The sequence below is a fragment of the Bradyrhizobium sp. genome, from assembly GCF_022844465.1.
GTDB lineage: Bacteria > Pseudomonadota > Alphaproteobacteria > Rhizobiales > Xanthobacteraceae > Bradyrhizobium.
Map to the genome: position 1 here is coordinate 341,512 of NZ_JALHLP010000001.1, position 20,459 is coordinate 361,970.

Genomic DNA, 20,459 nt, shown 5'->3' on the forward strand with positions numbered 1-20,459 from the left:
GGGAGTAAGCGGTATCGCGCTGGAAGGTCGCTCTGTCATCGTCGCGATCTGCCTGGGGCAGCTTGGCAGCTTGCTTCCGCATGTCGTCGTGCCTTCCATCCTTGCCGCGTTCCTGATTCCGGAATGGCAACTGAGCGGCGCCCAGGCCGGCGCGCTGGCGGGCGCGGGCGCAGCCGGCTACATGCTGGCCGTGCCTGTGCTGGCGACGCTGACCGACCGCATCGATGCCCGCAAAATTCTGATCGTGGGCTCTGCGGTCAGCGCGCTCGGCACTTTGCTGTTCGGCATGTTCGCCACGGGGCTTTGGTCGGGCGTCCTGTTCAACGCCGTCGCAGGCGTCGGCTTTGCCGGCGCCTATATGCCGGGCCTCAAGGCGCTGACCGATCGTCTTGCGCCGGGCGATTCCTCCCGCGCCATCACGCTCTACACCTCGAGCTTCTCGCTCGGCGTCGGCCTGTCGTTCCTGGTTGCGCAACTCGCCGCCGAAGCATGGGGCTGGCGCAGCGCATTCTTTGTCACCGCCGCCGGGCCGCTGGTAATGCTCACGGTCTGCTTCCTGCTGCGGCCGGTGGAGCCAAAGCCGGCGGCGGGGCGATTGCTCGATTTCGCGCCGGTGTTCGGCAATCGCAGCGCGATGGGGTTTGTACTTGGCTATGGCGCGCATTGTTTCGAACTCTACGGCATCCGGACCTGGATCGTCGCGTTCTGGACCTTTGTCTCGCTTAAAAATTCCGACGCCTCGATTCTGACGCCGATTTTCGTGAGCGTGCTTTTCTCGCTGCTGGCCATGCCCGCCAGCATTCTCGGCAACGAGTTCGCGCTCCGGTTCGGCCGCCACCGCGCGATCACGGCGGTCATGCTCACCTCCGCGGCCGTAGCACTCCTGATCAGCGCATTCGCCGACACATCGCCATGGCTGCTGCTGGTCTTGGTGCTGGTCTATGCCATCACCGTTCCCGCCGATTCCGGCGCGTTGACCTCGGGCATGTCAATGGCGGCGGATCCGCGACATCGCGGGGCGACCATGGCGATGCATTCGACGATCGGCTTCAGCCTGTCCGCGCTGGGCGCGTGGGCCGTCGGGGTCGCGCTTGATGCCGCGGGCGGGCCGCAGAGCCCGTCAGCCTGGATGGCAGCGTTCTCGGTGCTGGCGGCGGGGATCCTGCTCGGTCCGCTGGCGCTCTACTGGTCCCGGAGAGAGGCGTCGCAGCCGTGAGCCCGAACCAGTACGCCATCATTGCCGCGCTCGGCACCACCCAGACGCTGGCGTGGGCGTCGAGCTACTACCTGCCGGCGATCCTTGCCGATGCCATGGCGCGCGATCTCGGCGTGTCCTCGAACTGGATCTTTGCCGCCTTCTCCGCTTCGCTGGTGATCTCGGCGATGCTGGGGCCACGGATCGGCCGGCAAATCGACCTGGTCGGCGGCCGCTCGGTATTGTCGCTTTCCAATGTCACGCTGGCAGCAGGGCTCGCCTTGCTCGGCGTCAGCTATTCGATCCCGGTTCTGGTCGCAGCCTGGCTGCTGCTCGGCGTCGGCATGGGCGCCGGCCTTTACGACGCCGCCTTCGGCGCGCTCGGCCGCATCTACGGCGACGCGGCGCGCCGCTCGATCACCGGCATCACCCTGATCGCGGGCTTTGCCTCCACCGTCGGCTGGCCGCTGACGGCGTGGGGGCTGGAGACGATCGGCTGGCGCAACACCTGCTTTGCCTGGGCAGCGGCGCACATGCTGATAGGCCTGCCGCTCAACTGGCTGATGCTGCCGCCGGTCGCGGGCGCCAAGGCCGCCATGGCTGCCGCCGTCAAGCCGCATATCCCGCTCGACCGCACCATGATCCTGCTGGGGTTCGCCTTTGCCGCGGCGTGGGGCGTCGCCGGCGCGATGGCCGCGCATCTGCCGCGCATCCTGGAGGCTGCGGGCGCAACCACACTGCAGGCGGTCGCGGCCGGCGCGCTAATCGGTCCGGCGCAGGTCGCCGCGCGTATTTTTGAGGCGGGTTTCCTCAGCCGCTACCATCCCCTGGTTTCGGGGCGGCTGTCGTGCCTGACCCATCCGATCGGCGCCGCCATCCTCGGGCTGGCCGGCGGCGGCGCGGCCAGCGTGTTCGCGGTCTTTCACGGCACCGGCAACGGCATCCTGACCATCGCCCGCGGCACGCTGCCGCTCGCGATCTTCGGCCCGAAGGATTACGCCTATCGCCTCGGGATCATCGGCGCCCCGGCGCGGATCGCCCAGGCCGGCGCGCCACTCGCCTTCAGCCTGCTGATCGACGTCATGGGCAGCGGCGTGCTGATCGTTTCATCGGCGCTCAGTCTCGCCGCACTGCTGGCGCTGTGCCTGGTGCGGGCGGACACGTCTCGCGCGGCGGCGTGAGGGCTTCGCAATCAAGACTTGGCCTCCGAGGTCGCGATCCAGATCCCGGCGAACACCGCGATCAGCCCGAACACGAGGTTGGCCGTGATCGGCTCACCGACCAGCTGAGTGGCCAGCAGCCCCGCCGCGAGCGGATTGACGGTCATGGTATTGGCCACGCGGGTGGGCGTCGCCCGCTCGAGCGCCATTACCCAAAGGATGAACGCCAGCGCGCCGCCGGCAACGCCGAGATAGATTCCAGCGATCCATTGCGGCGTGCCGAAGTCGTTCAAGACCGCAAGGCTGCCGGTCAACGATCCCACCACGACAAGCGCGGCGGCGCCGACGCCCATCCCGACGGTCAAGAAACCCAACGCGCTGGATCGCTGGATGAAGGGGCGCGACACGACGTTATAGAACGCCATGCACATGACTGCGGCGGTCATGATCAGTTCACCTCGCCACGCCCCCGAAGGCGCCGCCGAAAGGCCCGTTGCGAGCGCGGCAACAACGCCAAGGACGGCCACGACAACGCCGATCGTCTTTCTGGAAGTGAGCGTTTCGATACCGAGCAGCGCTCCGACCACCATGGTATGGAGCGGCAGCGTCGCCAGCGCCAGACTGGCGCGGGCCGCCGTCGTCAAGCCCATCGCGATGTTATAGAGGACGAAAAACAGCCCGAAGAAGCAAAGCCCCAAGGCGGCCACTGCCGGCCAGTCCCGCCGCGGTGGCCATCGCACGTTGAGGAAAAGCGCGACCGGCAACAGGCACAGGAAGCCTACTCCCCATCGCAGAACGGCAAGCGTGACCGGGTCGGCATTGCCGACGAGATATCGGGTAATGGCGGCCGCGGTCCCACCGAGGCAGCTCGATATCAATGCGATCGCCACCCCGCTCCATTCTCCCAATTCCGTCCCCCGTGTTCCGATGCGCCAGCTTGTGCCATCTTGCTGAACGGAATCGATCGCTTCAGCAACTACCTGACAGGTACTCATGTCGCGGCAACACAGCTTTGCAGCCAGCCTCCGCTGGTGGCGACAGCACAGAGGCCTGTCGCAGCTCGATCTTGCCGGGCGCGCGGAAATCTCACAGCGCCATCTGAGCTTCATGGAACTGGGCCGCGCATCGCCGAGCCGCGACATGGTGATCCGGCTCGCGACCGCCCTCGACGTCCCGCTGCGCCAGCACAATGCGTTATTGGTAGCCGCCGGTTTCTCGCCGGTTTGGCGGCAGACCGACCTTGCCGCGCCCGAACTCGGCCAAGTACGGAAAGCGCTCGACTACATGCTGGCGCAGCAAGAGCCCTTTCCTGCCGTGGCGGTCGACCGCCACTGGAATCTACTACAGGGAAATTCCGGGGCGTTCCGCCTCGTCGAATTCCTGGTTGGACCGTTGCCGGCCGGCACGCCCGTCAATCTTGCCGATGCATTGGTCGCCCCAGACGTGTTGCGGCCGTATCTCGAGAATTGGGCGGACGTGGTTCGCTTCTTTGTCCGCAGCGTGGAGGCCGACGCCATGGCCGACGGCACGCCGGAGACGGCGGCTCTCCACCAACGACTGCTCTCCTATGAGGGTGTGCGGGCGGCCATCAACTCCGCGCCGACCGAACTGGCCACGACGCCGGTCCTTGCCATGCATTTCCGCAAACAGGATACCATTCTGAAACTGTTCACGACCATAGCGACGCTCGGAATTCCCCAGGACGTCACGCTACAGGAACTTCGAGTCGAGTGCTTCTTCCCAATGGACGACGAGACCACCGGCATCCTGCGCGGTTGGTCTGCGCCTACCGTCCCTGCTCCTCCGGCGGCTTGATATGACGGAACGAGTAGAGCAGCGCGAGGTCGTAGGCGATCTTGAGGGTGCCGCAGACCACCAGCGGCAAACCGGGAAACGCCGTCATCAGCAGCGCGCCCGAGATCGCCGGGCTGATGGCGGAGGCAAGGCTGCGCGGCACCGCGGTGACGCTGGCCGCCGCCGGGCGTTCCGCCGGGGTCACCACCGCCATGACGTAGGAGGTGCGGGTCGGCACGTCCATCTGCGACAGCGCCGAGCGCAGCAGCAACAATCCGAGCGCCACGTAGAGATTGGGCGAGAACGCCGCCAGTATGAGAAAAATGCTGGAGGGAATATGCGTGAACACCATGGTGTTGACGAGGCCGATGCGTTTGGCGATCCAGGCCGCGACCGGGTAGGAGAAGGCGCTGAGCGTGTTCGACCAGAAGAAAAACAATCCGGCCGCCGACAGCGAGAGGTCGAAGCGCTCGAACAACCACAGCACCAGCAGCGACTGGGCGACAAAGCCGCCGGCAAAGGAATCGATGCTGAACAGCGCCGCGAGCTTGTAGACCGTGCCGCGCGAGGGCCCGAGCGGCGTCTGCGGCGCCCTCTCCTCGCCGCTTGCATGCGGCACCTGGCGATAGAGCACCGCGCAGGCGATGCCGAGCGCCGCATAGGCATAGAACATCAGTCGAAACGCCGCGAGCTGGGTGCCGCCTGCCGCGACCAGGATATCGGGCAGCGCAGCGGCCAGCGATCCCAGGGCGGTACAGAGCGCGCCGATCAGGCTGTAGCGCGCAAACACCTGCGTGCGGCGCGCGTCGGTGGCGCGCTGCGCCAGCACCGCATGCTCAAGCGGCACCAGCACGCCGAGATCGCCGCCGGAGGCGTTGATGGTACCGACGAATGCGACCAGCCCGATCAGGACGACATGCTCGACGGCGGGGAACGCGATGCCGGTGGCCGCCATCAGGCCGGCGCCCGCGATCAGGAGCCGACGCAGATCGTGACGCGGCGCGATCCACCCCGTGACCAGCGTCAGCAGCGCAGTTCCCAGCAGCGATGCGGTCGCGACGATGCCGACCGCGATGGCGTCGTAACCGAGCGCCGTCATATAGGCCGGCAGGAGGATGATGGCGAAGCCGTCGCCAAAGCCGCGCAGGCCCCGCGCGACATAGAGTAGCGGGATCAAGCCGTTTGCGGCGGCGGGTTTGGCTTCAGTCGCGGTTTCGGTCACGCTCCGGTCCATGCGCCATCCTCGACATTTCGAGTGTGCGCAGAGCTTGGACGGCGGGCCGTCTGACGGGGAGCCTGCTTCGTCCCCGATGCGGGCAAGCTAGGATCGAGCGGGGAATTGCGCAAGCGCGCCGGTTGACAGCCAAAGCCACAAGCGGTTAATTCCGCGCATGGGGGTTTTGCGATCTCCCCACGAGGCGACATGCCCAAGTATCGCGTCCCGTTTTTTCTTACGAGGGCGCAACCATGTCATCCTACGGCACGATATCCCCTGACAAGCTTTCCCGGCTGATCGGAACGGCGAGCACGCCTGTCCTGATCGACGTCCGCACCGACGAAGATTTCGCCGCCGACCAGCGGCTGATTCCCGGCGCGGTCAGGCGCAACCATGCAGAGGCCGCCCAATGGGGCGAGGAATTTTCCGGCCGTCCCGCCATCGTCGTCTGCCAGCGAGGCCAGAAGCTGGCGCAAGGCACCGCCGCCTGGCTGCGGCATCTCGACGTCCCGGCCGAGACGCTGGAAGGCGGCTTCGAGGGCTGGAAGGCCGCCAAGCTGCCGCTGGTGCCGGCCGACAAACTCCCGGCCCGCGACGCGCAGGGCCGCACCGTCTGGGTAACCCGGGCGCGGCCGAAGATCGACCGCATCGCCTGTCCGTGGCTGATCCGCCGGTTCGTCGATCCGAACGCGGTGTTCCTGTTCGTTGCGCCGTCGGAGGTGATTGCGGTCGGCGAGCGTTTCAACGCCGCGCCGTTCGACGTCGAGAACGTGTTCTGGAGCCACCGCGGCGAGCTCTGCACCTTTGACGTCATGATCGAGGAATTCGGCCTCGCCACGCCACCCCTGCTGCGGCTGGCGGCGATGGTGCGCGGCGCCGACACCGGGCGGCTCGACCTGTCGCCGGAAGCACCGGGCCTGCTCGCCGCCTCGCTCGGCCTGTCCCGGATGTTCGACGACGACCTCGCGCAGCTGGAGGCCGGCATGGCGCTCTACGACGCGTTCTACCGCTGGTGCCGCGATGCATCCGGCGAGACGCATAATTGGCCCACCAACAAGGCGAAACCGTAATGGACGTCACCCTGGGCAAGACCACCGAGGCTGGTGCCGCGCGGAACCTCGGTCACGGCATCAGCTTCCGTGAGGCCTTCCACGTCTGGCTGCGGGTTGCCGTGCTGAGCTTCGGCGGCCCGGCCGGGCAGATCGCGGTCATGCACCGCATCCTGGTCGAGGAAAAGAACTGGATCTCCGAGAGCCGGTTTCTGCACGCGCTGAACTACTGCATGCTGCTGCCGGGGCCGGAAGCGCAGCAGCTGGCGACCTATATCGGCTGGCTGCTGCACCGGACAGCCGGCGGCATCATGGCCGGCGGGCTGTTCATCCTGCCCGGCGCCATCGCCATCATGGGCCTGAGCTATGTGTACGCGGCCTACGGCAATGTCGGCTTCGTCGAGGCGGTTTTCTTCGGATTGAAGGCCGCGGTGCTGGCGATCGTCGTCCAGGCGGTGGTCCGCGTCGGCAAGCGCGCCCTGCGCAACCGGGTGATGATCGCGCTGGCGGCGACCGCCTTTGTCGCCATCTTCTTTTTCAACGTCCCGTTCCCGATCATCATCATCGCCGCCGGCGTGATCGGCTATTTCGGCGCGCGCAGCGGCCGGCCGGAATTCGCCGCTATCGAGCACGGCGGCGGCAACAAGAAAGCGGCGGCGGTCGACAGCCTGATGGGCGAGGAATTGCCGGATCACGTTCGCCCCAATCTGGCGCGCGCGCTCAAGATCAGCTCGATATGGCTGTTGCTGTGGGTGGTGCCGGTCGCAGCCCTGCTGATCGGGCTTGGTCAGGTCCACGTGTTCAGCCAGATCGCGCTGTTCTTTTCCAAGATGGCGCTGGTGACGTTCGGCGGCGCCTATGCGGTGCTGGCCTATGTCGCCCAGCAGGCGGTCGAGCATTATCAATGGCTGCAGCCGCGCGAGATGCTCGACGGCCTCGGCATGGCCGAGACCACGCCGGGGCCGCTGATCATGGTGCTGCAGTTCGTCGGCTTCATGGCCGCCTACCGCGATCCCGGCACGCTGTCGCCGATGCTGGCGGCAACCCTTGGCGGATTGCTGGCGACCTGGGTCACCTTCATCCCCTGCTTCCTCTGGATCTTCCTCGGCGCGCCCTACATCGAGACGCTGCGCGGCAACCGCGGGCTCGCCGGCGCGCTGTCGGCGATCACCGCCGCCGTGGTCGGCGTGATCCTGAACCTGTCGATCTGGTTCTCGCTGCACACACTGTTCCGGCAGACCACTCCGGTTCGCTCATACGGCCTGTCGTTCGACCTGCCGGTGTGGTCGAGCCTCGACATCGCGGCCTTCGTGCTGGCCGCAGCCGCGGCAGCCGCGATCTTCCGCTTCAACATCGGCATGCTCTGGGTGCTGGCCGGTTCGTGCGCGGCCGGCGTGGCGATCCGGCTTGCGGGGGTGGTCTAAAGATGTTGGCCAATATTGCCAATATGGTTATACTGATTGGTACGCAGGGAAGTCCGCAATGCCGACCCGAAATATCAATCTCACCCCCGAGCAGGACGCATTCGTCGAAGAAATCGTCCGCGCCGGCAAGTATCAGAACGCCAGCGAGGCGGTCCGCGACGCCGTACGCGGCCTGCAGCATCGGCTTCAGGTCGACGAGTTGAAACTTGAGCTTCTGCGCACCCAAGTCAAGGCCGGTCTCGACGCGCTCGAACGCGGCGAGTTCACTGAAGTCGAAGACGTAGATCTCGATGCAACGCTCGATAGGCTCGCAACTTCGGCAGCGCCATAGTTGATGGCGCGCTACCGCTTATCGGACCCAGCCAGAACTGATATCGCGTCAGTGCTGCGGGCGAGCGAGACAATGCACGGAAGCGAGGCGCGCGTTCGCTACCGCGCCCTCCTCGCAGCGGCGATGAGGCGAATCGCGACTGAACCGATGGGGCGTTCGACGGTAGAACGCAGCGAACTATACGCCGGCATTCGAAGCCTTCACATTCGGCACAGTCGTAACGAAAGCCGAGAGGCGCCGGTTCGCGAGCCGGTCCATGTGATCTTCTACCGTTCAATTGGCCCAGGGCTGAATCGAGGTCGTCCGTGTGCTGCACGAGCGAATGGAGCCGAGCCTACATATCGGGCCAGGCTGACAGGAGGATCGGAAGCCTCAAGTCAAAACGCAGGCACATAAGCGGCGTAGCGAGAAGGCCAGGCATGACGAATCTCAGTCGGCCAGCGTCAAAAGAAATACTACTCCACCCCGCGCAGGAACTTGTTCGACTTCGGCAGGCCGTGGGCGAGGCGGCCGGCGTCGGCGCGGTTGCCGCGCCAGTCGGCCAACTCCTTCCAGCTCATGCTCTGCTCGCGCCCGGCGGAATCCCGCCAGGTCAACCCTGCCTTTGAATCGAACACCGCGACGTCGGACAATTTTCCGCCGGAGTATTTCTGCAGCCGCACGCCGCGGCCGCGCGCCATCTCCGGCACCTGGTCGAGCGGGAACAGCACCATCTTGTGGTTGGTGCCGATCGCGGCCACGGTGTCGCCGGCCACGGTCGCAATTGCGCAGGCCTCGTTCGGCATGGTGACGTTGAGCACCTGCTTGCCCTTGCGGGTGTTGCCGACGCAATCCTCTTCCTTGACGACGAACCCCTGCCCTTCGCTGCTCGCGATCAGGAACTTTCGTGCGCCCTTGTTAACGAACAGCGCCACGATCGCGGCGTCCTGCTCCATGTCGATGAACATGCGGATCGGTTCGCCATGGCCGCGGCCGCCCGGCAGTTTCGCCACATCGAGCGAATAGAACTTGCCGTTGCTGGCGAACATCAGCAGCTTCGAGGTGGTCTCGGCGAAGAAGGCGTGGTCGAGCTTGTCGTCGGTCTTGAAGGCGAGCGAGGAAAGATCGGCGACGTGGCCCTTCAGCGTGCGCACCCAGCCCTTTTCGGAAATCACCACCGTGCACGGCTCGCGCTCGACAAAGGCTTCCTCGATCGCGGCGAGGTCATGCTCGGGCGCGTCGGCGAAGGTCGTGCGGCGCTTGCCGAGCGGCGTCTTCGGTCCGAAGATATCGCGCACCTTGCGGACCTGCTCGCCGACCCGGGACCACTGCTCGGATTCGGAGGCGAGAATCGCTTTGATGCCTTTCAGCTCGCCGCGGAGGTTCTTGTCCTCGGTGCGGATTTCCATCTCCTCGAGCTTGCGCAAGCTGCGCAGCCGCATGTTGAGGACGGCGTCGGCCTGGACCTCGGTCAGCTTGAACGCCTTGATCAGCGCCGGCTTCGGCTCGTCCTCGGTGCGGATGATCTTGATCACCTTGTCGATGTTCAGATAGGCGATCAGGTAGCCGCCGAGCACTTCCAGCCGGTGCTCGATCTGCTCCTTGCGGTAGTTCGAGCGACGGATCAGCACGTCGCGCAGATGGTCCAGCCATTCGCGCAGGCACTCGGCAAGCCCCACCACCCTGGGGATGCGGCCCTTGATCAGCACGTTGAGGTTCAGCGAAATCCTGCTTTCGAGCTCGGTGAGCCGGAACAGCGATTCCATCATCAGTTCGGGATCGACGGCGCGGGATTTCGGCTCGATCACGAGGCGGACGTCCTCGGCCGACTCGTCCCTGACATCGCCGACCAGCGGCAGCTTCTTCTCGTTGAGCAACTCGGCGATCTTCTCGACCAGCCGCGACTTCTGCACCAGCCACGGAATCTCGGTGATGACGACGACCCACATCCCGCGGGCGCCCTCTTCCTGGGTCCACCTGGCGCGGGTGCGGAACGAGCCGCGCCCGGTCATGTAGGCTTCGGCGATGCTTTCCTTGGAGTCGACAACAATGCCGCCGGTCGGAAAGTCCGGGCCCTTGACCCATTTCAGGAGCGACTTCGACTTGGCCTCGGGCTTGTCGATCAGGTGCAGCGCGGCCTCGCAAAGTTCGGCGACGTTGTGCGGCGGGATCGAGGTCGCCATGCCAACCGCGATGCCCTGGGCGCCGTTGGCGAGCAGGTTCGGGAAGCCGCCGGGGAGAACCACCGGCTCCTTCGATTGACCGTCGTAATTGGGGCGGAACTCGACGCCGTCCTCGTCGATGCCCTCCAGCAGCAGCCGCGCGACCTCGGTCATGCGGGCTTCGGTGTAGCGGTAGGCGGCCGGGTTATCGCCGTCGATATTGCCGAAATTGCCCTGGCCGTCGACCAGCGGATAGCGCGAGGAGAAATCCTGCGCGAGCCGCACCATGGCGTCGTAGATCGCCTGGTCGCCATGCGGATGGAACGAGCCCATCACATCGCCGACGATCTTGGCCGACTTCTTGAACGGGGTGCCGGGATCGAGCCGCAGCAGGCGCATGCCATAGAGGATGCGCCGGTGCACCGGCTTCAGCCCGTCGCGGGCGTCCGGCAGCGCGCGGTGCATGATGGTCGAGAGCGCGTAGGCGAGGTAGCGCTCTTCCAGCGCGTCGCGCAGCATGACCTCGTGGATTTCCGCCGGCTCTTCCGGCGGCAGCTGACGTTTTCCCATGCGCAGGCGTTAAACTTTTCGGGTGAATCGGGCAAGACGCGATAGTCAGGGTCGCGTTTTCTGACGTCGTCCCTGCGAACGCAGGGACCCATAACCACAGGCGTTTGCGGCGAAAAATGGCTTGGGCCGCAGGATAATGGATAGGCCGCGGCGTATGGGTCCCGGCGTTCGCAGAGACGACCGAGGAACGGGGCCAAGTCAAACCGCCGGACTGATTCGCGCCCGATTTCGCGTCACCGCGTTGATGAACCCGTCCCTGGCGTCGGAATGGCCCTGCCCGCGCGGCTCCAGCACGTGGCGCAGCAGAAACAGCCCGGTCAGGCGAAAGCCGTCCTGCAGGTCCTGGTCCGACCAGCCGTTCGTGCCGGCCTCGCCCTCGCGCAGGAAAGGCGGGAGCCGCAGCAATCGATCCCGGTAGGGCTCGCCGGCCGCCCGCGACACCGCGCCCCCGGATTTGGGCGAGACATAGATCAGGTCTGCGGTCGCGCCGGTGGCGGCGCAGTTCTCCAGATCGAGGCCGAAGCCCAATTCGGCGAGCATCGCCAGTTCGAACCGAATGAGGTGCGCCGCCGCGTCGCCGGCGTCGTCGAAATCATCCAGCGTGCGGTCCAGCCTTTCATAGATGTCCTCGTGCGGATCGCGTTCCGGCAACAGCCGCGCCAGCGAGGCCAGATGGGTGACGCCATAGACCGCATGGGAGGACGTCAGCACGACCGCCGCGCGGAGCCGGGTTCCTTCGAGAGCGTAGACGCCGAGATGCTCGTCGAGCCTGGCCCGCCACACCGCCGAAACGCTGTTGCCGGGCTGCAGCAGCGGCCGCATCCGCGAACCGGCCCCGCCGCGCACCAGACCAAGATGGCGACCATGGCTGCGCGTCAGCAGTTCGACGATGGCGGAGGATTCGCCATGCCGCCGCACCCCGAGCACAATGCCTTCGTCGGTCCATTCCATGGGAGGAGATTACAGGATTCCGCGGAGGGACGCAGCGTTCTCTCGGCCGTCGTTCCGGGGCGATGCGCGAGCATCGAACCCGGAATCTCGAGATTCCGGGTCTGGTCCTTCGGACCATCCCGGAATGACGGAGGTTGTTGTCACGCGTTGAACCAGCCTACCGCATCGCCGGTGAACGAGAAATAGAGCCCCGCCGCGGTCAGCGCGCAGGAGATCAGTTCGATACCGCTGTCGAACTCGATGCCGCTTGCGCTGATCGACTGCGCCAGCGAGACCACCGACAGCACCAGCGCCGCGGCAAGCACCCAGCGGGGCCAGTTCTTGCGCCGTCGGGCCGCGAGCCAGACCAGATAGACCAGAAACACAATGATGCCGGCCACCATCGCCGCGGCCACGTTGATCATCTGGGCGGTCACCTGAGGCGTCGGCGACCGGTCCTGAAACGCCACCGACACCGCATCCAGCGTCAGCGACATATACAGCAGAGCCTCAAACCACAGCACGTTCCTGGGTACGTTCATCGGGCCTGCTCTTCGGTCTTGCTGACAATTGGCTGATTGTAGCTGATTATTCCCTGGGGAATTCCAGCCCCATTTCCCGGTAGCGCTCGGGATCGTCGCCCCAGTTCTCGCGCACCTTGACGAACAGGAACAGGTGCACGGGGACGCCGACGATCTCGGCGATCTCCTTGCGCGCCTCCGCCCCGATCGACTTGATCGTCGCGCCGCCCTTGCCGAGCACGATCTTGCGCTGGCTTTCGCGCTCGACAAAAATCGTCTGCTCGATCCGGATCGACTTGTCCTTGCGCTCGGTCCAGCTGTCGGTCTCGACGGTGGATTGATACGGCAGTTCCTGGTGCAGTTGGCGGTAAATCTTCTCACGGGTGATCTCGGCCGCCAGATGCCGCAGCGGCGCGTCCGACATCTGGTCTTCCGGATAGTGAAACGGCCCCGGCGGCACCATCCTCGCCAGCGTCTTGCGCAGCGCTTCGACGCCGTCGCCCGACAGCGCCGAGATCATGAAGGTATGTTCGAACTTCATGCGCTCATTGGCAGCTTGCGCCAGCGCCAGCAACTTCTCGCGCGGGATCAGGTCGATCTTGTTCAGCACCAGGATTTTCGGGTGCTTGACCGCCGCGAGCCGGCTCAGAATCGCGTCTGCCTCCTCGTCGATGCCCTCCTTGGCGTCGAGCAGCACGCAGACCAGATCGGCGTCATGGGCGCCGCTCCATGCGGTGGAAACCATGGCGCGGTCAAGCCTTCGTTTCGGCGCGAAGATGCCGGGCGTGTCGACCAGGATGATCTGGGCGTTGTCCTCGATCACGATGCCGCGGATCAGCGCGCGGGTCGTCTGCACCTTGCGCGAGACGATCGTGACCTTGGAGCCGACCAGTGCGTTGACCAGCGTGGACTTGCCGACATTGGGAGCGCCGATCAGCGCGACAAAGCCACAGGCAGTCTCGCCGGAACCCGGGCCGCGTGAGGGCTCAACTGTCATGGCCGCCGACGCCTTCGCGCTCGATCATCGCGGAGGCCGCGACCTTTTCGGCGGCGCGCTTGGAGCCGCCGACGCCCTCGGCCGGCGCCAGCCCCGGCAGGTCGACGGCGACACGGAACTGCGGGTCATGATGCGGGCCGGTGCGCTCGACCTCGCGATACACCGGCGTCGGCAATCCCTTGCTCTGGGCCCATTCCTGCAGCACGGTCTTGGGATCGCGCAACGGCCGCCGCGGCTTGCGCATCCGCTCCAGCCAGTTGCGCTCGACAAATTGCGACGCCGCCGCATATCCGCCATCGAGATAGATCGCCCCGATGACGGCTTCGCAGATGTCGCCGAGCACTGATTTGCGCAGCCGCGCCCCTGCGCCTGCGCCGACCGCGCCGAGCTTGATGTCATCGAGCAATCCGAGCGACTTCGCGACGTCGGCGCAGCTTTCCTTGCGCACGAGATCGGCAAGCCGCTTTGACAATTCGCCCTCATCGGCTCGCGGATAGGCGCGGTACAGCATGTCGGAGATGATCAGCCCCAACACGTGGTCGCCAAGAAATTCCAGGCGCTGATAGCTGTCGGCGCGATGGCGGGTTGCCGGTTTCAGCGCGGACACATGCGTGAACGCCGTGGTCAGGAGCGCGGGATCGGAGAACTTGTATCCGATGCGCCCCTCGATCGCCGCGGCCGCCGCCTTGGCGCCGGCCTTGCCGCGCCTCCTCTTCGGGGCGGCTTCGCTACCGGCATCCGCCTTGCGGCCCGGCTCGGCTGAAGTCGATGAGGCCGTAGTGGCTGCTGTTTCGTCCTTCATCGCACGATTGAGAACAGCCGGTTCCAGCGCACCGACGTCGGCCAGCGCCAGAACATCCAGGCTTGTTCTCCCTCGGCAACGGAGAAGAAAATCATCTGCGCCCGGCCGACGATGTTCTGGTACGGCACATAGCCCACCGCAGACAGGACGCGGCTGTCAGTCGAATTGTCCCGGTTGTCGCCCATCATGAAGAAGTGGCCGGCCGGCACGGTATAGACGTTGGTGTTGTCGTAGAAACCGTTGTCGACGCAATCAAGCGATTCATAGCTGACGCCGTTCGGCAGCGTTTCCTTCCAGCGCTTGACGCGCGCTGTGGCATCGGATCCGCAAGGGTCCTCGCCAATGAAATCCGACAGCCGTTCGCGCTTGACCGGCGCGTCGTTGATGTAGAGCAACCCTTCCCGCATCTGGATCCGGTCGCCCGGCAAGCCGATCACGCGCTTGATGTAGTCGGTGGAATCGTCCCTCGGGAGGCGAAACACCACGATATCGCCGCGGCTCGGGTCCGAACCGAAGATGCGGCCTGAGAACAACGGCGGCGACAGCGGAATCGAATAATGGCTATAGCCGTACGAATATTTCGAGACGAACAGATAGTCGCCGACCAGCAGCGTCGCCTTCATCGATCCCGAGGGGATGTTGAAGGGCTGGAACAGGAAAGTCCGAATCACCAGCGCGATCAGGAGAGCATGAATGACGACGCGGATGGTTTCACCCAGGCCGCTTTCGGATTTAGTGCCGGATGTCACGCTCATCGCTTTCCCAATTTCCAGCGAGCTTTGCCCGCACCCTGGCAGAGCATTTTCCGCACGCGAATCGCTGATCCGTTCGCGTCAGGAAAATGGTCTCTATGCTGATGTTGAGGGCCAATTCCGGCGCTAACCTGAATCGGTCCTGGCTCGAACTTTTCGCTGCGGCGTTTTAGACGGTTGTTCGTGGCCACGCAATCAAGCGCCTCGTTGAAACTTGCCAATCCCTTGATAAGTCTGCAATTTTAGTTTTTCCTCGATCCGTCCTGCTTGGACGCCGGCGCGGCCCCATCATCTGACGGCAACGACCGCCGAAATTATGACGAAGGCCTGCGCCAGCGGCCATTCGTCGGTAATCGACAGATCGATGCGCGCCTCGAACCCCGCCGGCGTCAGCGCCTCAAGCCGGGCGAGCGCGCCGCCGGTGAGTAGCATGGTCGGTCGGCCTCCCGGCAGGTTGACCACCCCCATGTCCCGCCACCAGACGCCGCGCCGGATGCCAGTCCCCAGCGCCTTGGAACAGGCTTCCTTGGCGGCAAACCGCTTGGCGTAGGTCGCCACCACCATCTTTTCGCTGTTGGCCCGTCGGGCCGCCCTGGCGCGTTCGGAATCGGTAAAAATACGGTCCAGGAAGCGGTCGCCGTGGCGCTCGATAACCCTGGCGACCCGGGTAATGTCTATCAGGTCGGAGCCGATGCCGATGATCATGGCCGGGCCGCTTCACGCCGACGGCCGCGGTCCATGGCAGCCCGCATCTGCCGCACCGTCTCGCCCAGACCGACGAACAGCGCCTCCCCCATCATGAAATAGCCGATGTTGAGTTCGGCGATTTCCGGCAGCGTGGAGATCATCTCTGCGGTCTGGTAGTCGAGGCCGTGGCCGGCATGAACCTCAAGCCCGGCGGCGCGCGCCAGCGCCACGCCCTCGACAATTCGCAGCCATTCCGCTGCGGCCTTTTCAGTGTGGCCATCGACCACGGCGTCACACCAGCCGCCGGTGTGAATTTCGACCACGGGCGCGCGCAATCTCGCCGCCATCTCGATCTGCCTCGGGTCGGCGGCGATGAACAGCGACACCCGGATGCCGGCGTCGTTGAGCCGGTCGATGAACGGCGCCAGCGCGTTGTGCTGGCCGACCACGTCAAGCCCGCCCTCGGTGGTCAGTTCCTCGCGGCGTTCCGGCACCAGGCAGACGGCGTGCGGCCTGGTGGCGAGCGAAATCCGCAGCATGTCTTCGGTTGCCGCCATCTCGAAGTTCAGCGGCTTGGAGATTTCCGCCTTCAGACGCGCCATGTCGTCGTCGCGGATGTGGCGGCGGTCCTCGCGCAGATGCGCCGTGATGCCGTCGGCCCCGGCCTCGATCGCCGCCAGCGCGGCGCGCACCGGATCCGGCCGGGCGCCCCCCCGCGCATTGCGCAAGGTGGCGACGTGATCGACATTAACTCCGAGGCGCAGCGGGAGAATGGGCATTGTGGAACTCGTGAACGATCCAGAACAAGTGATGATTATAGTGTGGTTTTGTCATCCCGGGCGCGCGAAACGCGGGTCGAAACTCTAGCCATTGACGCGCTCTACCCGGGCGACCACGGCTTTGGCGCGCAGCTGGGCGATGATCGCGCTGAGATGCTTGAGGTCATAGACTTCGAGATCGATCGTCAGCTCGGTGAAGTCCGGCGAACGGCGCGACATGCTGATGTTATCGATATTGCCGTCGTGCTCGGCGATCACGGTGGCCACCTGGGCAAGGCTGCCCGGCTCGTTGACGTTGTGGACGAGTATTCGCGCCGGGAACCGCTGCGGCATGGTCTCGTCGATGTCCCAGCGCACGTCGAGCCAGCGCTCCGGCTCTTCCTCGAAATCCTTCAACGCCGGCGATTGGATCGGATAGATCGTGATCCCCTCGCCCGGTGAAACGATGCCGACGATGCGGTCGCCCGGCACGGCGCCGCCGTTCGGCGCAAACTTGACCGGCAAGTCCGAGTTGATGCCACGCACCGGGATCACCGACGCAATACGCGCCGGATGCGCCGGTGATTTCAGCCTCAGCTTCTCCGCCAGACTCCTCTTTGCCCCAAAGCGCACCATCCGTTCTTCCTTGTAGTCCGGATACATGGCGCGGGCGACGTCGGACGCCTTCAGCTCGCCGCGCCCGACGGAGGCCATGACATCATCGATCGAGGCCCGCGCCAGCCGCGGCAGAGCCCCCTTCAGCTTGTCGTCGGCATATTCGATCTTGGCGCGGGCAAACAGGCGGTCGACGATGCGCCGGCCGAGGCCGGCATATTGATCGCGCACGGCGGCGCGCGTCGCGCGGCGGATTGCCGCCCGCGCCTTGCCGGTGACCGCGAGCGATTCCCAGGCCGAGGGCGGCGCCGACTGTGCGGCCGAGGTCAGGACCTCGACTTCGTCTCCGTTCTGCAGTTCGGACGACAACGGCGCAAACTTGCCGTTGATCTTGCAGCCGACCGCCGAGTTGCCGACATCGGTGTGAACCGCATAGGCGAAGTCGATGACGTTGGCCTGGCGCGGCAGCGCGATCAGCTTGCCCTTGGGCGTAAAACAGAACACCTGGTCGTGGAACAGCTCCAGCTTGGTGTGCTCGAGAAACTCCTCCGGATTGGCGCTTTCCGAAAGGATGCCCACGGTGTGTCGCAACCAGGCAAAGGCGTTGGATTCGTGCTGGAGCCGCTCGGTCGGCGACCCCATGCCGTCCTTGTAGAAGGCATGCGCGGCGATGCCGAACTCCGCGATATCGTTCATCTCCTCGGTTCGGATTTGCAACTCGACGCGCTGGTTGCCGGGACCTATAACGGTTGTGTGGATCGAGCGGTAGTCGTTCTGCTTTGGCGTCGAGATGTAATCCTTGAAGCGTCCGGGCACCACCGGCCAGGTCGTATGCACCACGCCGAGCGCGCGGTAGCAGGCTTCCACGTCAGGCATGACCACGCGGAAGCCGTAGATGTCTGACAGTTGTTCGAAGCCGACCGACTTCCGCTCCATCTTGGTCCAGATCGAAAACGGCTGCTTGCGGCGGCCATAGACGCGCGCGGCGATGCCGTTCGTCTGCAGGTTCTTGGAGAGCTGGCTCTCGATCTCGCCGATCAGGTTGCGGTTGCGGTCGGCGAGCGCGTCCAGCCGCTGCATCACCACCGCATAGGCCTCCGGATCGAGCGTGTGGAAGGACAGGTCCTCAAGTTCCTCCCGCATCTCCTGCATGCCCATGCGGCCGGCAAGAGGCGCATAGATGTCCAGCGTCTCTTCGGCGATGCGCCGTCGCGCCGCGTGCGGCACGAATTCCAGCGTGCGCATGTTGTGCAGGCGATCGGCGAGCTTGATCAGGAGCACGCGAACGTCGTCGGCGATCGCAAGCAGCAGCTTGCGCAGGTTTTCCGCCTGCTTGGCCTCGCGAGACACCAGTTCGAGCCGCTTGAGCTTGGTGAGCCCTTCCACCAGCACGCCGATCTCGTGGCCAAACACATTGTCGATTTCGGCGCGCGTCGACTCGGTGTCCTCGATGGTGTCGTGCAGCAGCGCCGCGACAATGGTGGCGTCATCGAGCTTCAGCCCGGTCAGGATTCCCGCGACCTCGAGCGGGTGCGAGAAATACGGATCGCCGGAGGCGCGCGTTTGCGCGCCGTGCGCCTTCATGGCGTAGACATAGGCGCGGTTCAGCAAGTCTTCATTGGTATCGGGGTTGTACGCCCGGACCCGCTCGACGAGATCGTATTGCCGCATCATTCGCGAACGCGGCGATTTCGGCTTCTCGATCGCCGGCAACGTCGGCGCGACCGCGACCTGGTCGGTCGCGGCCTGCATCTGCCGGGAACTGCGGCGCCGATACGCCATCGATCACTGCCTTCTCACGCGAGCCGGGTTGGCTCGCTCTTGCACATCTAGTGCGTTACCGACGAGGCGGCACCCTGTTTGGATCACCAAACCTCTTACTTTCGCGGGGCCAGGGCCACGTCGCGACCATTCTGGCGCGAACCGCCCACGCCGGTCGGTCGATTCCAGCCCGTGGCGGCCAGTCCCGCATCCTAGCCGAGAAAACGTCAACAAAAGCAAAGGCCCGGAGAAAAAATCCGGGCCTTCTTCAGATCAGGGAGTTCGAGGTCACGACGGAGGGTTATTCATCCTCTTCGGGCTGCTCTTCCGGCGGCGCCAGGCCCTCAAGACCCTTCAGGAGTTCTTCCTCGGTCATGCGTTCGACCGCCACCTCGGTATCGTCAGCATCGACGCTGGCGCCAGCCGAGCCGATCAGCGGCACAGTATCAGGTTCGGGTTCGTCAACCTCAACGAATTTCTGCAGGGAATGAACCAGCTCCTCCCGCAAATCCTCCGGAGAGATCGTCGAATCGGCGATTTCCCGCAACGAAACCACGGGATTCTTGTCGTTATCGCGATCAACCGTGAGTTGTGACCCGGACGAAATCATGCGGGCGCGGTGCGCCGCCAGCAGGACCAGGTCGAACCGGTTGTCGACCTTGTCAATGCAGTCTTCCACGGTGACGCGCGCCATAGACTGTCGCTCCGTTAAATGGGGCCAAATCTGTTGGTTATTAGGGCTAGTTATAGCGGTGGACGGAGTTTCGCAAGGCCAAATTTCGCATTTGCCTGCCCAATAGGCTCTGCTAACCAGACCTTGGGGCGAAATAGGGCTGATGCGTGGAGACGGGACAGGATTACCGCGCAGAACAGGCAAATTTCTTGCTGCGTCGGCTTGTTGGATCGCCGAAAAGTCTGGTTTTTCGCCCTCGCCACACCATAATTTCAGTGGTGACTGTTGCAGGTACGGTTTACTGGACTTTGGGCATTCGCATTGGGGCTGGAAAGTGCGCGCGGGTTGCTGGCCGCTGCGCCGATATGTTTAACAGCAACGCGAGAAATTATTGATGTCACCCGCTCCCGACAAGATTGCGCTCTTCATTGATGGCGCCAACCTCTACGCAACCGCCAAGACGCTCGGTTTCGACATCGACTACAAGCGCCTGCTCAAGGAATTCCAGAGCCGAGGCACGCTGTTGCGGGCGTTCTACTACACCGCGATCATCGAGGACCAGGAATACTCCTCCATCCGCCCGCTGATCGACTGGCTCGACTATAACGGCTATACCGTCGTCACCAAGGCGACCAAGGAATTCATCGACGCGTCCGGCCGCCGCAAGGTCAAGGGCAACATGGACATCGAACTCGCCGTCGATGCCATGGAACTCGCCGAGCATATCGATCAGATGATCCTGTTTTCGGGCGACGGCGATTTCCGCTCGTTGGTGGAAGCGGTGCAACGGCGCGGCGTCCGCGTCACCGTGGTCTCGACGATTTCGAGCCAGCCGCCCATGATCGCCGATGAACTGCGGCGTCAGGCCGATGTATTCACCGATCTCGTCGAACTCCAGCCCAAGCTCGGCCGCGATCCATCCGAACGCCCGGCCCCGCGCGAGCCACGCCATCAAACCCCACAATTCCTGCAGCGCGCGACAACCATGGCGCCACGCGCCGGCGACGACGGCTTCGAAGATTGAGAAACGGCTCCCGCTCCGTGAACCGGTGTCCGACGCGGATCGCATCCAGCCCGGTAATG

19 protein-coding genes and 1 pseudogene are annotated in these 20,459 nt (G+C 64.8%); 8 read left to right on the plus strand and 12 right to left on the minus strand.

Annotated elements, in window-relative coordinates; translation table 11 throughout:
- Positions 1-46: 46 nt before the first annotated feature.
- Both Q0D31_RS01745 and Q0D31_RS01750 read left to right on the plus strand, forming a co-directional pair.
- Positions 47-1,216, plus strand: a complete 1,170-nt coding sequence (locus Q0D31_RS01745; RefSeq protein ID WP_291846634.1) for an MFS transporter — start codon at positions 47-49, stop codon at positions 1,214-1,216.
- Positions 1,213-2,376, plus strand: coding sequence for an MFS transporter (locus Q0D31_RS01750; protein ID WP_291843507.1), 1,164 nt, complete (start codon positions 1,213-1,215; stop codon positions 2,374-2,376). The genes Q0D31_RS01745 and Q0D31_RS01750 overlap by 4 nt, the downstream gene beginning before the upstream one ends.
- A gap of 11 nt (positions 2,377-2,387) precedes the next feature.
- On the opposite strand, the gene Q0D31_RS01755 is transcribed toward Q0D31_RS01750, so the two are convergent.
- Positions 2,388-3,263 carry a DMT family transporter gene (locus tag Q0D31_RS01755; protein WP_291846636.1) on the minus strand — a complete coding sequence of 292 codons (876 nt, stop codon included), beginning with the start codon at positions 3,261-3,263 and terminating at the stop codon, positions 2,388-2,390.
- Between the two features lie 85 nt (positions 3,264-3,348).
- Here Q0D31_RS01755 and Q0D31_RS23960 point away from each other — a divergent pair.
- A pseudogene (locus tag Q0D31_RS23960) lies at positions 3,349-3,486 on the plus strand (helix-turn-helix transcriptional regulator); the annotation flags it as partial.
- A 9-nt stretch (positions 3,487-3,495) separates the two neighbouring features.
- Positions 3,496-4,170, plus strand: a complete 675-nt coding sequence (locus Q0D31_RS01760) for a transcriptional regulator (RefSeq protein ID WP_291843509.1) — start codon at positions 3,496-3,498, stop codon at positions 4,168-4,170.
- On the opposite strand, the gene Q0D31_RS01765 is transcribed toward Q0D31_RS01760, so the two are convergent.
- The gene (locus Q0D31_RS01765) at positions 4,142-5,383 is read right to left on the minus strand and encodes an MFS transporter (RefSeq protein WP_291843511.1); all 1,242 of its coding nucleotides are present in this window, start codon (positions 5,381-5,383) and stop codon (positions 4,142-4,144) included. The two genes, Q0D31_RS01760 and Q0D31_RS01765, sit on opposite strands and share 29 nt — an antisense overlap.
- A 233-nt stretch (positions 5,384-5,616) precedes the next feature.
- On the opposite strand from Q0D31_RS01765, the gene Q0D31_RS01770 reads away from it, so the two are divergent.
- The 3 genes from Q0D31_RS01770 to Q0D31_RS01780 are packed head-to-tail and all read left to right on the plus strand — an operon-like array spanning position 5,617 to position 8,169.
- Positions 5,617-6,435 carry a chromate resistance protein ChrB domain-containing protein gene (locus tag Q0D31_RS01770; RefSeq protein ID WP_291843518.1) on the plus strand — a complete coding sequence of 273 codons (819 nt, stop codon included), beginning with the start codon at positions 5,617-5,619 and terminating at the stop codon, positions 6,433-6,435.
- Positions 6,435-7,838, plus strand: coding sequence for a chromate efflux transporter (gene chrA / locus Q0D31_RS01775; RefSeq protein ID WP_291843527.1), 1,404 nt, complete (start codon positions 6,435-6,437; stop codon positions 7,836-7,838). The genes Q0D31_RS01770 and chrA overlap by 1 nt, the downstream gene beginning before the upstream one ends.
- A 58-nt stretch (positions 7,839-7,896) precedes the next feature.
- A complete protein-coding gene (locus Q0D31_RS01780) occupies positions 7,897-8,169 on the plus strand; it encodes a type II toxin-antitoxin system ParD family antitoxin (protein ID WP_291843537.1) in 273 nt (90 codons plus the stop codon).
- Between the two features lie 455 nt (positions 8,170-8,624).
- Here the strand turns inward: Q0D31_RS01780 and parC are convergent, their stop codons facing one another.
- The 10 genes from parC to rpoZ all read right to left on the minus strand — a co-directional run bounded on the left by parC (position 8,625) and on the right by rpoZ (position 19,397).
- On the minus strand, positions 8,625-10,880 hold the full coding sequence (gene parC, locus Q0D31_RS01785) for a DNA topoisomerase IV subunit A (RefSeq protein WP_291843545.1): 2,256 nt from the start codon (positions 10,878-10,880) through the stop codon (positions 8,625-8,627).
- A gap of 198 nt (positions 10,881-11,078) precedes the next feature.
- Entirely contained in the window at positions 11,079-11,831 is a 753-nt protein-coding gene (recO, locus tag Q0D31_RS01790; RefSeq protein WP_291843553.1) for a DNA repair protein RecO, read from the minus strand.
- Between the two features lie 140 nt (positions 11,832-11,971).
- The gene (locus Q0D31_RS01795; protein WP_291843561.1) at positions 11,972-12,352 is read right to left on the minus strand and encodes a hypothetical protein; all 381 of its coding nucleotides are present in this window, start codon (positions 12,350-12,352) and stop codon (positions 11,972-11,974) included.
- Between the two features lie 46 nt (positions 12,353-12,398).
- On the minus strand, positions 12,399-13,328 hold the full coding sequence (era, locus tag Q0D31_RS01800; protein WP_291843570.1) for a GTPase Era: 930 nt from the start codon (positions 13,326-13,328) through the stop codon (positions 12,399-12,401).
- Complete coding sequence (gene rnc, locus Q0D31_RS01805; RefSeq protein ID WP_291843592.1) at positions 13,318-14,130, minus strand: ribonuclease III; 813 nt, start codon at positions 14,128-14,130, stop codon at positions 13,318-13,320. The genes era and rnc overlap by 11 nt, the downstream gene beginning before the upstream one ends.
- Positions 14,127-14,885: a signal peptidase I gene (lepB, locus tag Q0D31_RS01810; RefSeq protein ID WP_291843597.1), complete on the minus strand. Its 759-nt coding sequence runs from the start codon at positions 14,883-14,885 to the stop codon at positions 14,127-14,129. The genes rnc and lepB overlap by 4 nt, the downstream gene beginning before the upstream one ends.
- Positions 14,886-15,170: 285 nt before the next feature.
- A complete protein-coding gene (acpS, locus tag Q0D31_RS01815; RefSeq protein WP_291843599.1) occupies positions 15,171-15,587 on the minus strand; it encodes a holo-ACP synthase in 417 nt (138 codons plus the stop codon).
- Positions 15,584-16,348, minus strand: a complete 765-nt coding sequence (locus tag Q0D31_RS01820; protein ID WP_291843602.1) for a pyridoxine 5'-phosphate synthase — start codon at positions 16,346-16,348, stop codon at positions 15,584-15,586. Before Q0D31_RS01820 ends, acpS begins: the two co-directional genes overlap by 4 nt.
- An 84-nt stretch (positions 16,349-16,432) precedes the next feature.
- Positions 16,433-18,724 carry a bifunctional (p)ppGpp synthetase/guanosine-3',5'-bis(diphosphate) 3'-pyrophosphohydrolase gene (locus Q0D31_RS01825; RefSeq protein ID WP_291843603.1) on the minus strand — a complete coding sequence of 764 codons (2,292 nt, stop codon included), beginning with the start codon at positions 18,722-18,724 and terminating at the stop codon, positions 16,433-16,435.
- Between the two features lie 280 nt (positions 18,725-19,004).
- Positions 19,005-19,397, minus strand: coding sequence for a DNA-directed RNA polymerase subunit omega (rpoZ, locus tag Q0D31_RS01830; protein ID WP_024512695.1), 393 nt, complete (start codon positions 19,395-19,397; stop codon positions 19,005-19,007).
- A gap of 373 nt (positions 19,398-19,770) precedes the next feature.
- Between rpoZ and Q0D31_RS01835 the strand changes: the two genes are divergently transcribed.
- Positions 19,771-20,400, plus strand: a complete 630-nt coding sequence (locus tag Q0D31_RS01835; protein WP_291843605.1) for an NYN domain-containing protein — start codon at positions 19,771-19,773, stop codon at positions 20,398-20,400.
- The last annotated feature ends 59 nt before the right edge of the window (positions 20,401-20,459 follow it).

What these genes read in the sequence shown, in the direction of transcription:
- era (WP_291843570.1), bottom strand. Translation starts at nt 13,328, where the DNA reads ATGACAGTTGAGCCCTCACGCGGCCCGGGTTCCGGCGAGACTGCCTGT.
- rnc (WP_291843592.1), bottom strand. Translation starts at nt 14,130, where the DNA reads ATGAAGGACGAAACAGCAGCCACTACGGCCTCATCGACTTCAGCCGAG.
- lepB (WP_291843597.1), bottom strand. Translation starts at nt 14,885, where the DNA reads ATGAGCGTGACATCCGGCACTAAATCCGAAAGCGGCCTGGGTGAAACC.
- recO (WP_291843553.1), bottom strand. Translation starts at nt 11,831, where the DNA reads ATGGAATGGACCGACGAAGGCATTGTGCTCGGGGTGCGGCGGCATGGC.
- Q0D31_RS01820 (WP_291843602.1), bottom strand. Translation starts at nt 16,348, where the DNA reads ATGCCCATTCTCCCGCTGCGCCTCGGAGTTAATGTCGATCACGTCGCC.
- Q0D31_RS01835 (WP_291843605.1), top strand. Translation starts at nt 19,771, where the DNA reads ATGTCACCCGCTCCCGACAAGATTGCGCTCTTCATTGATGGCGCCAAC.
- Q0D31_RS01795 (WP_291843561.1), bottom strand. Translation starts at nt 12,352, where the DNA reads ATGAACGTACCCAGGAACGTGCTGTGGTTTGAGGCTCTGCTGTATATG.
- parC (WP_291843545.1), bottom strand. Translation starts at nt 10,880, where the DNA reads ATGGGAAAACGTCAGCTGCCGCCGGAAGAGCCGGCGGAAATCCACGAG.
- Q0D31_RS01780 (WP_291843537.1), top strand. Translation starts at nt 7,897, where the DNA reads ATGCCGACCCGAAATATCAATCTCACCCCCGAGCAGGACGCATTCGTC.
- chrA (WP_291843527.1), top strand. Translation starts at nt 6,435, where the DNA reads ATGGACGTCACCCTGGGCAAGACCACCGAGGCTGGTGCCGCGCGGAAC.
- Q0D31_RS01770 (WP_291843518.1), top strand. Translation starts at nt 5,617, where the DNA reads ATGTCATCCTACGGCACGATATCCCCTGACAAGCTTTCCCGGCTGATC.
- rpoZ (WP_024512695.1), bottom strand. Translation starts at nt 19,397, where the DNA reads ATGGCGCGCGTCACCGTGGAAGACTGCATTGACAAGGTCGACAACCGG.
- acpS (WP_291843599.1), bottom strand. Translation starts at nt 15,587, where the DNA reads ATGATCATCGGCATCGGCTCCGACCTGATAGACATTACCCGGGTCGCC.
- Q0D31_RS01760 (WP_291843509.1), top strand. Translation starts at nt 3,496, where the DNA reads ATGGTGATCCGGCTCGCGACCGCCCTCGACGTCCCGCTGCGCCAGCAC.
- Q0D31_RS01765 (WP_291843511.1), bottom strand. Translation starts at nt 5,383, where the DNA reads ATGGACCGGAGCGTGACCGAAACCGCGACTGAAGCCAAACCCGCCGCC.
- Q0D31_RS01825 (WP_291843603.1), bottom strand. Translation starts at nt 18,724, where the DNA reads ATGGCGTATCGGCGCCGCAGTTCCCGGCAGATGCAGGCCGCGACCGAC.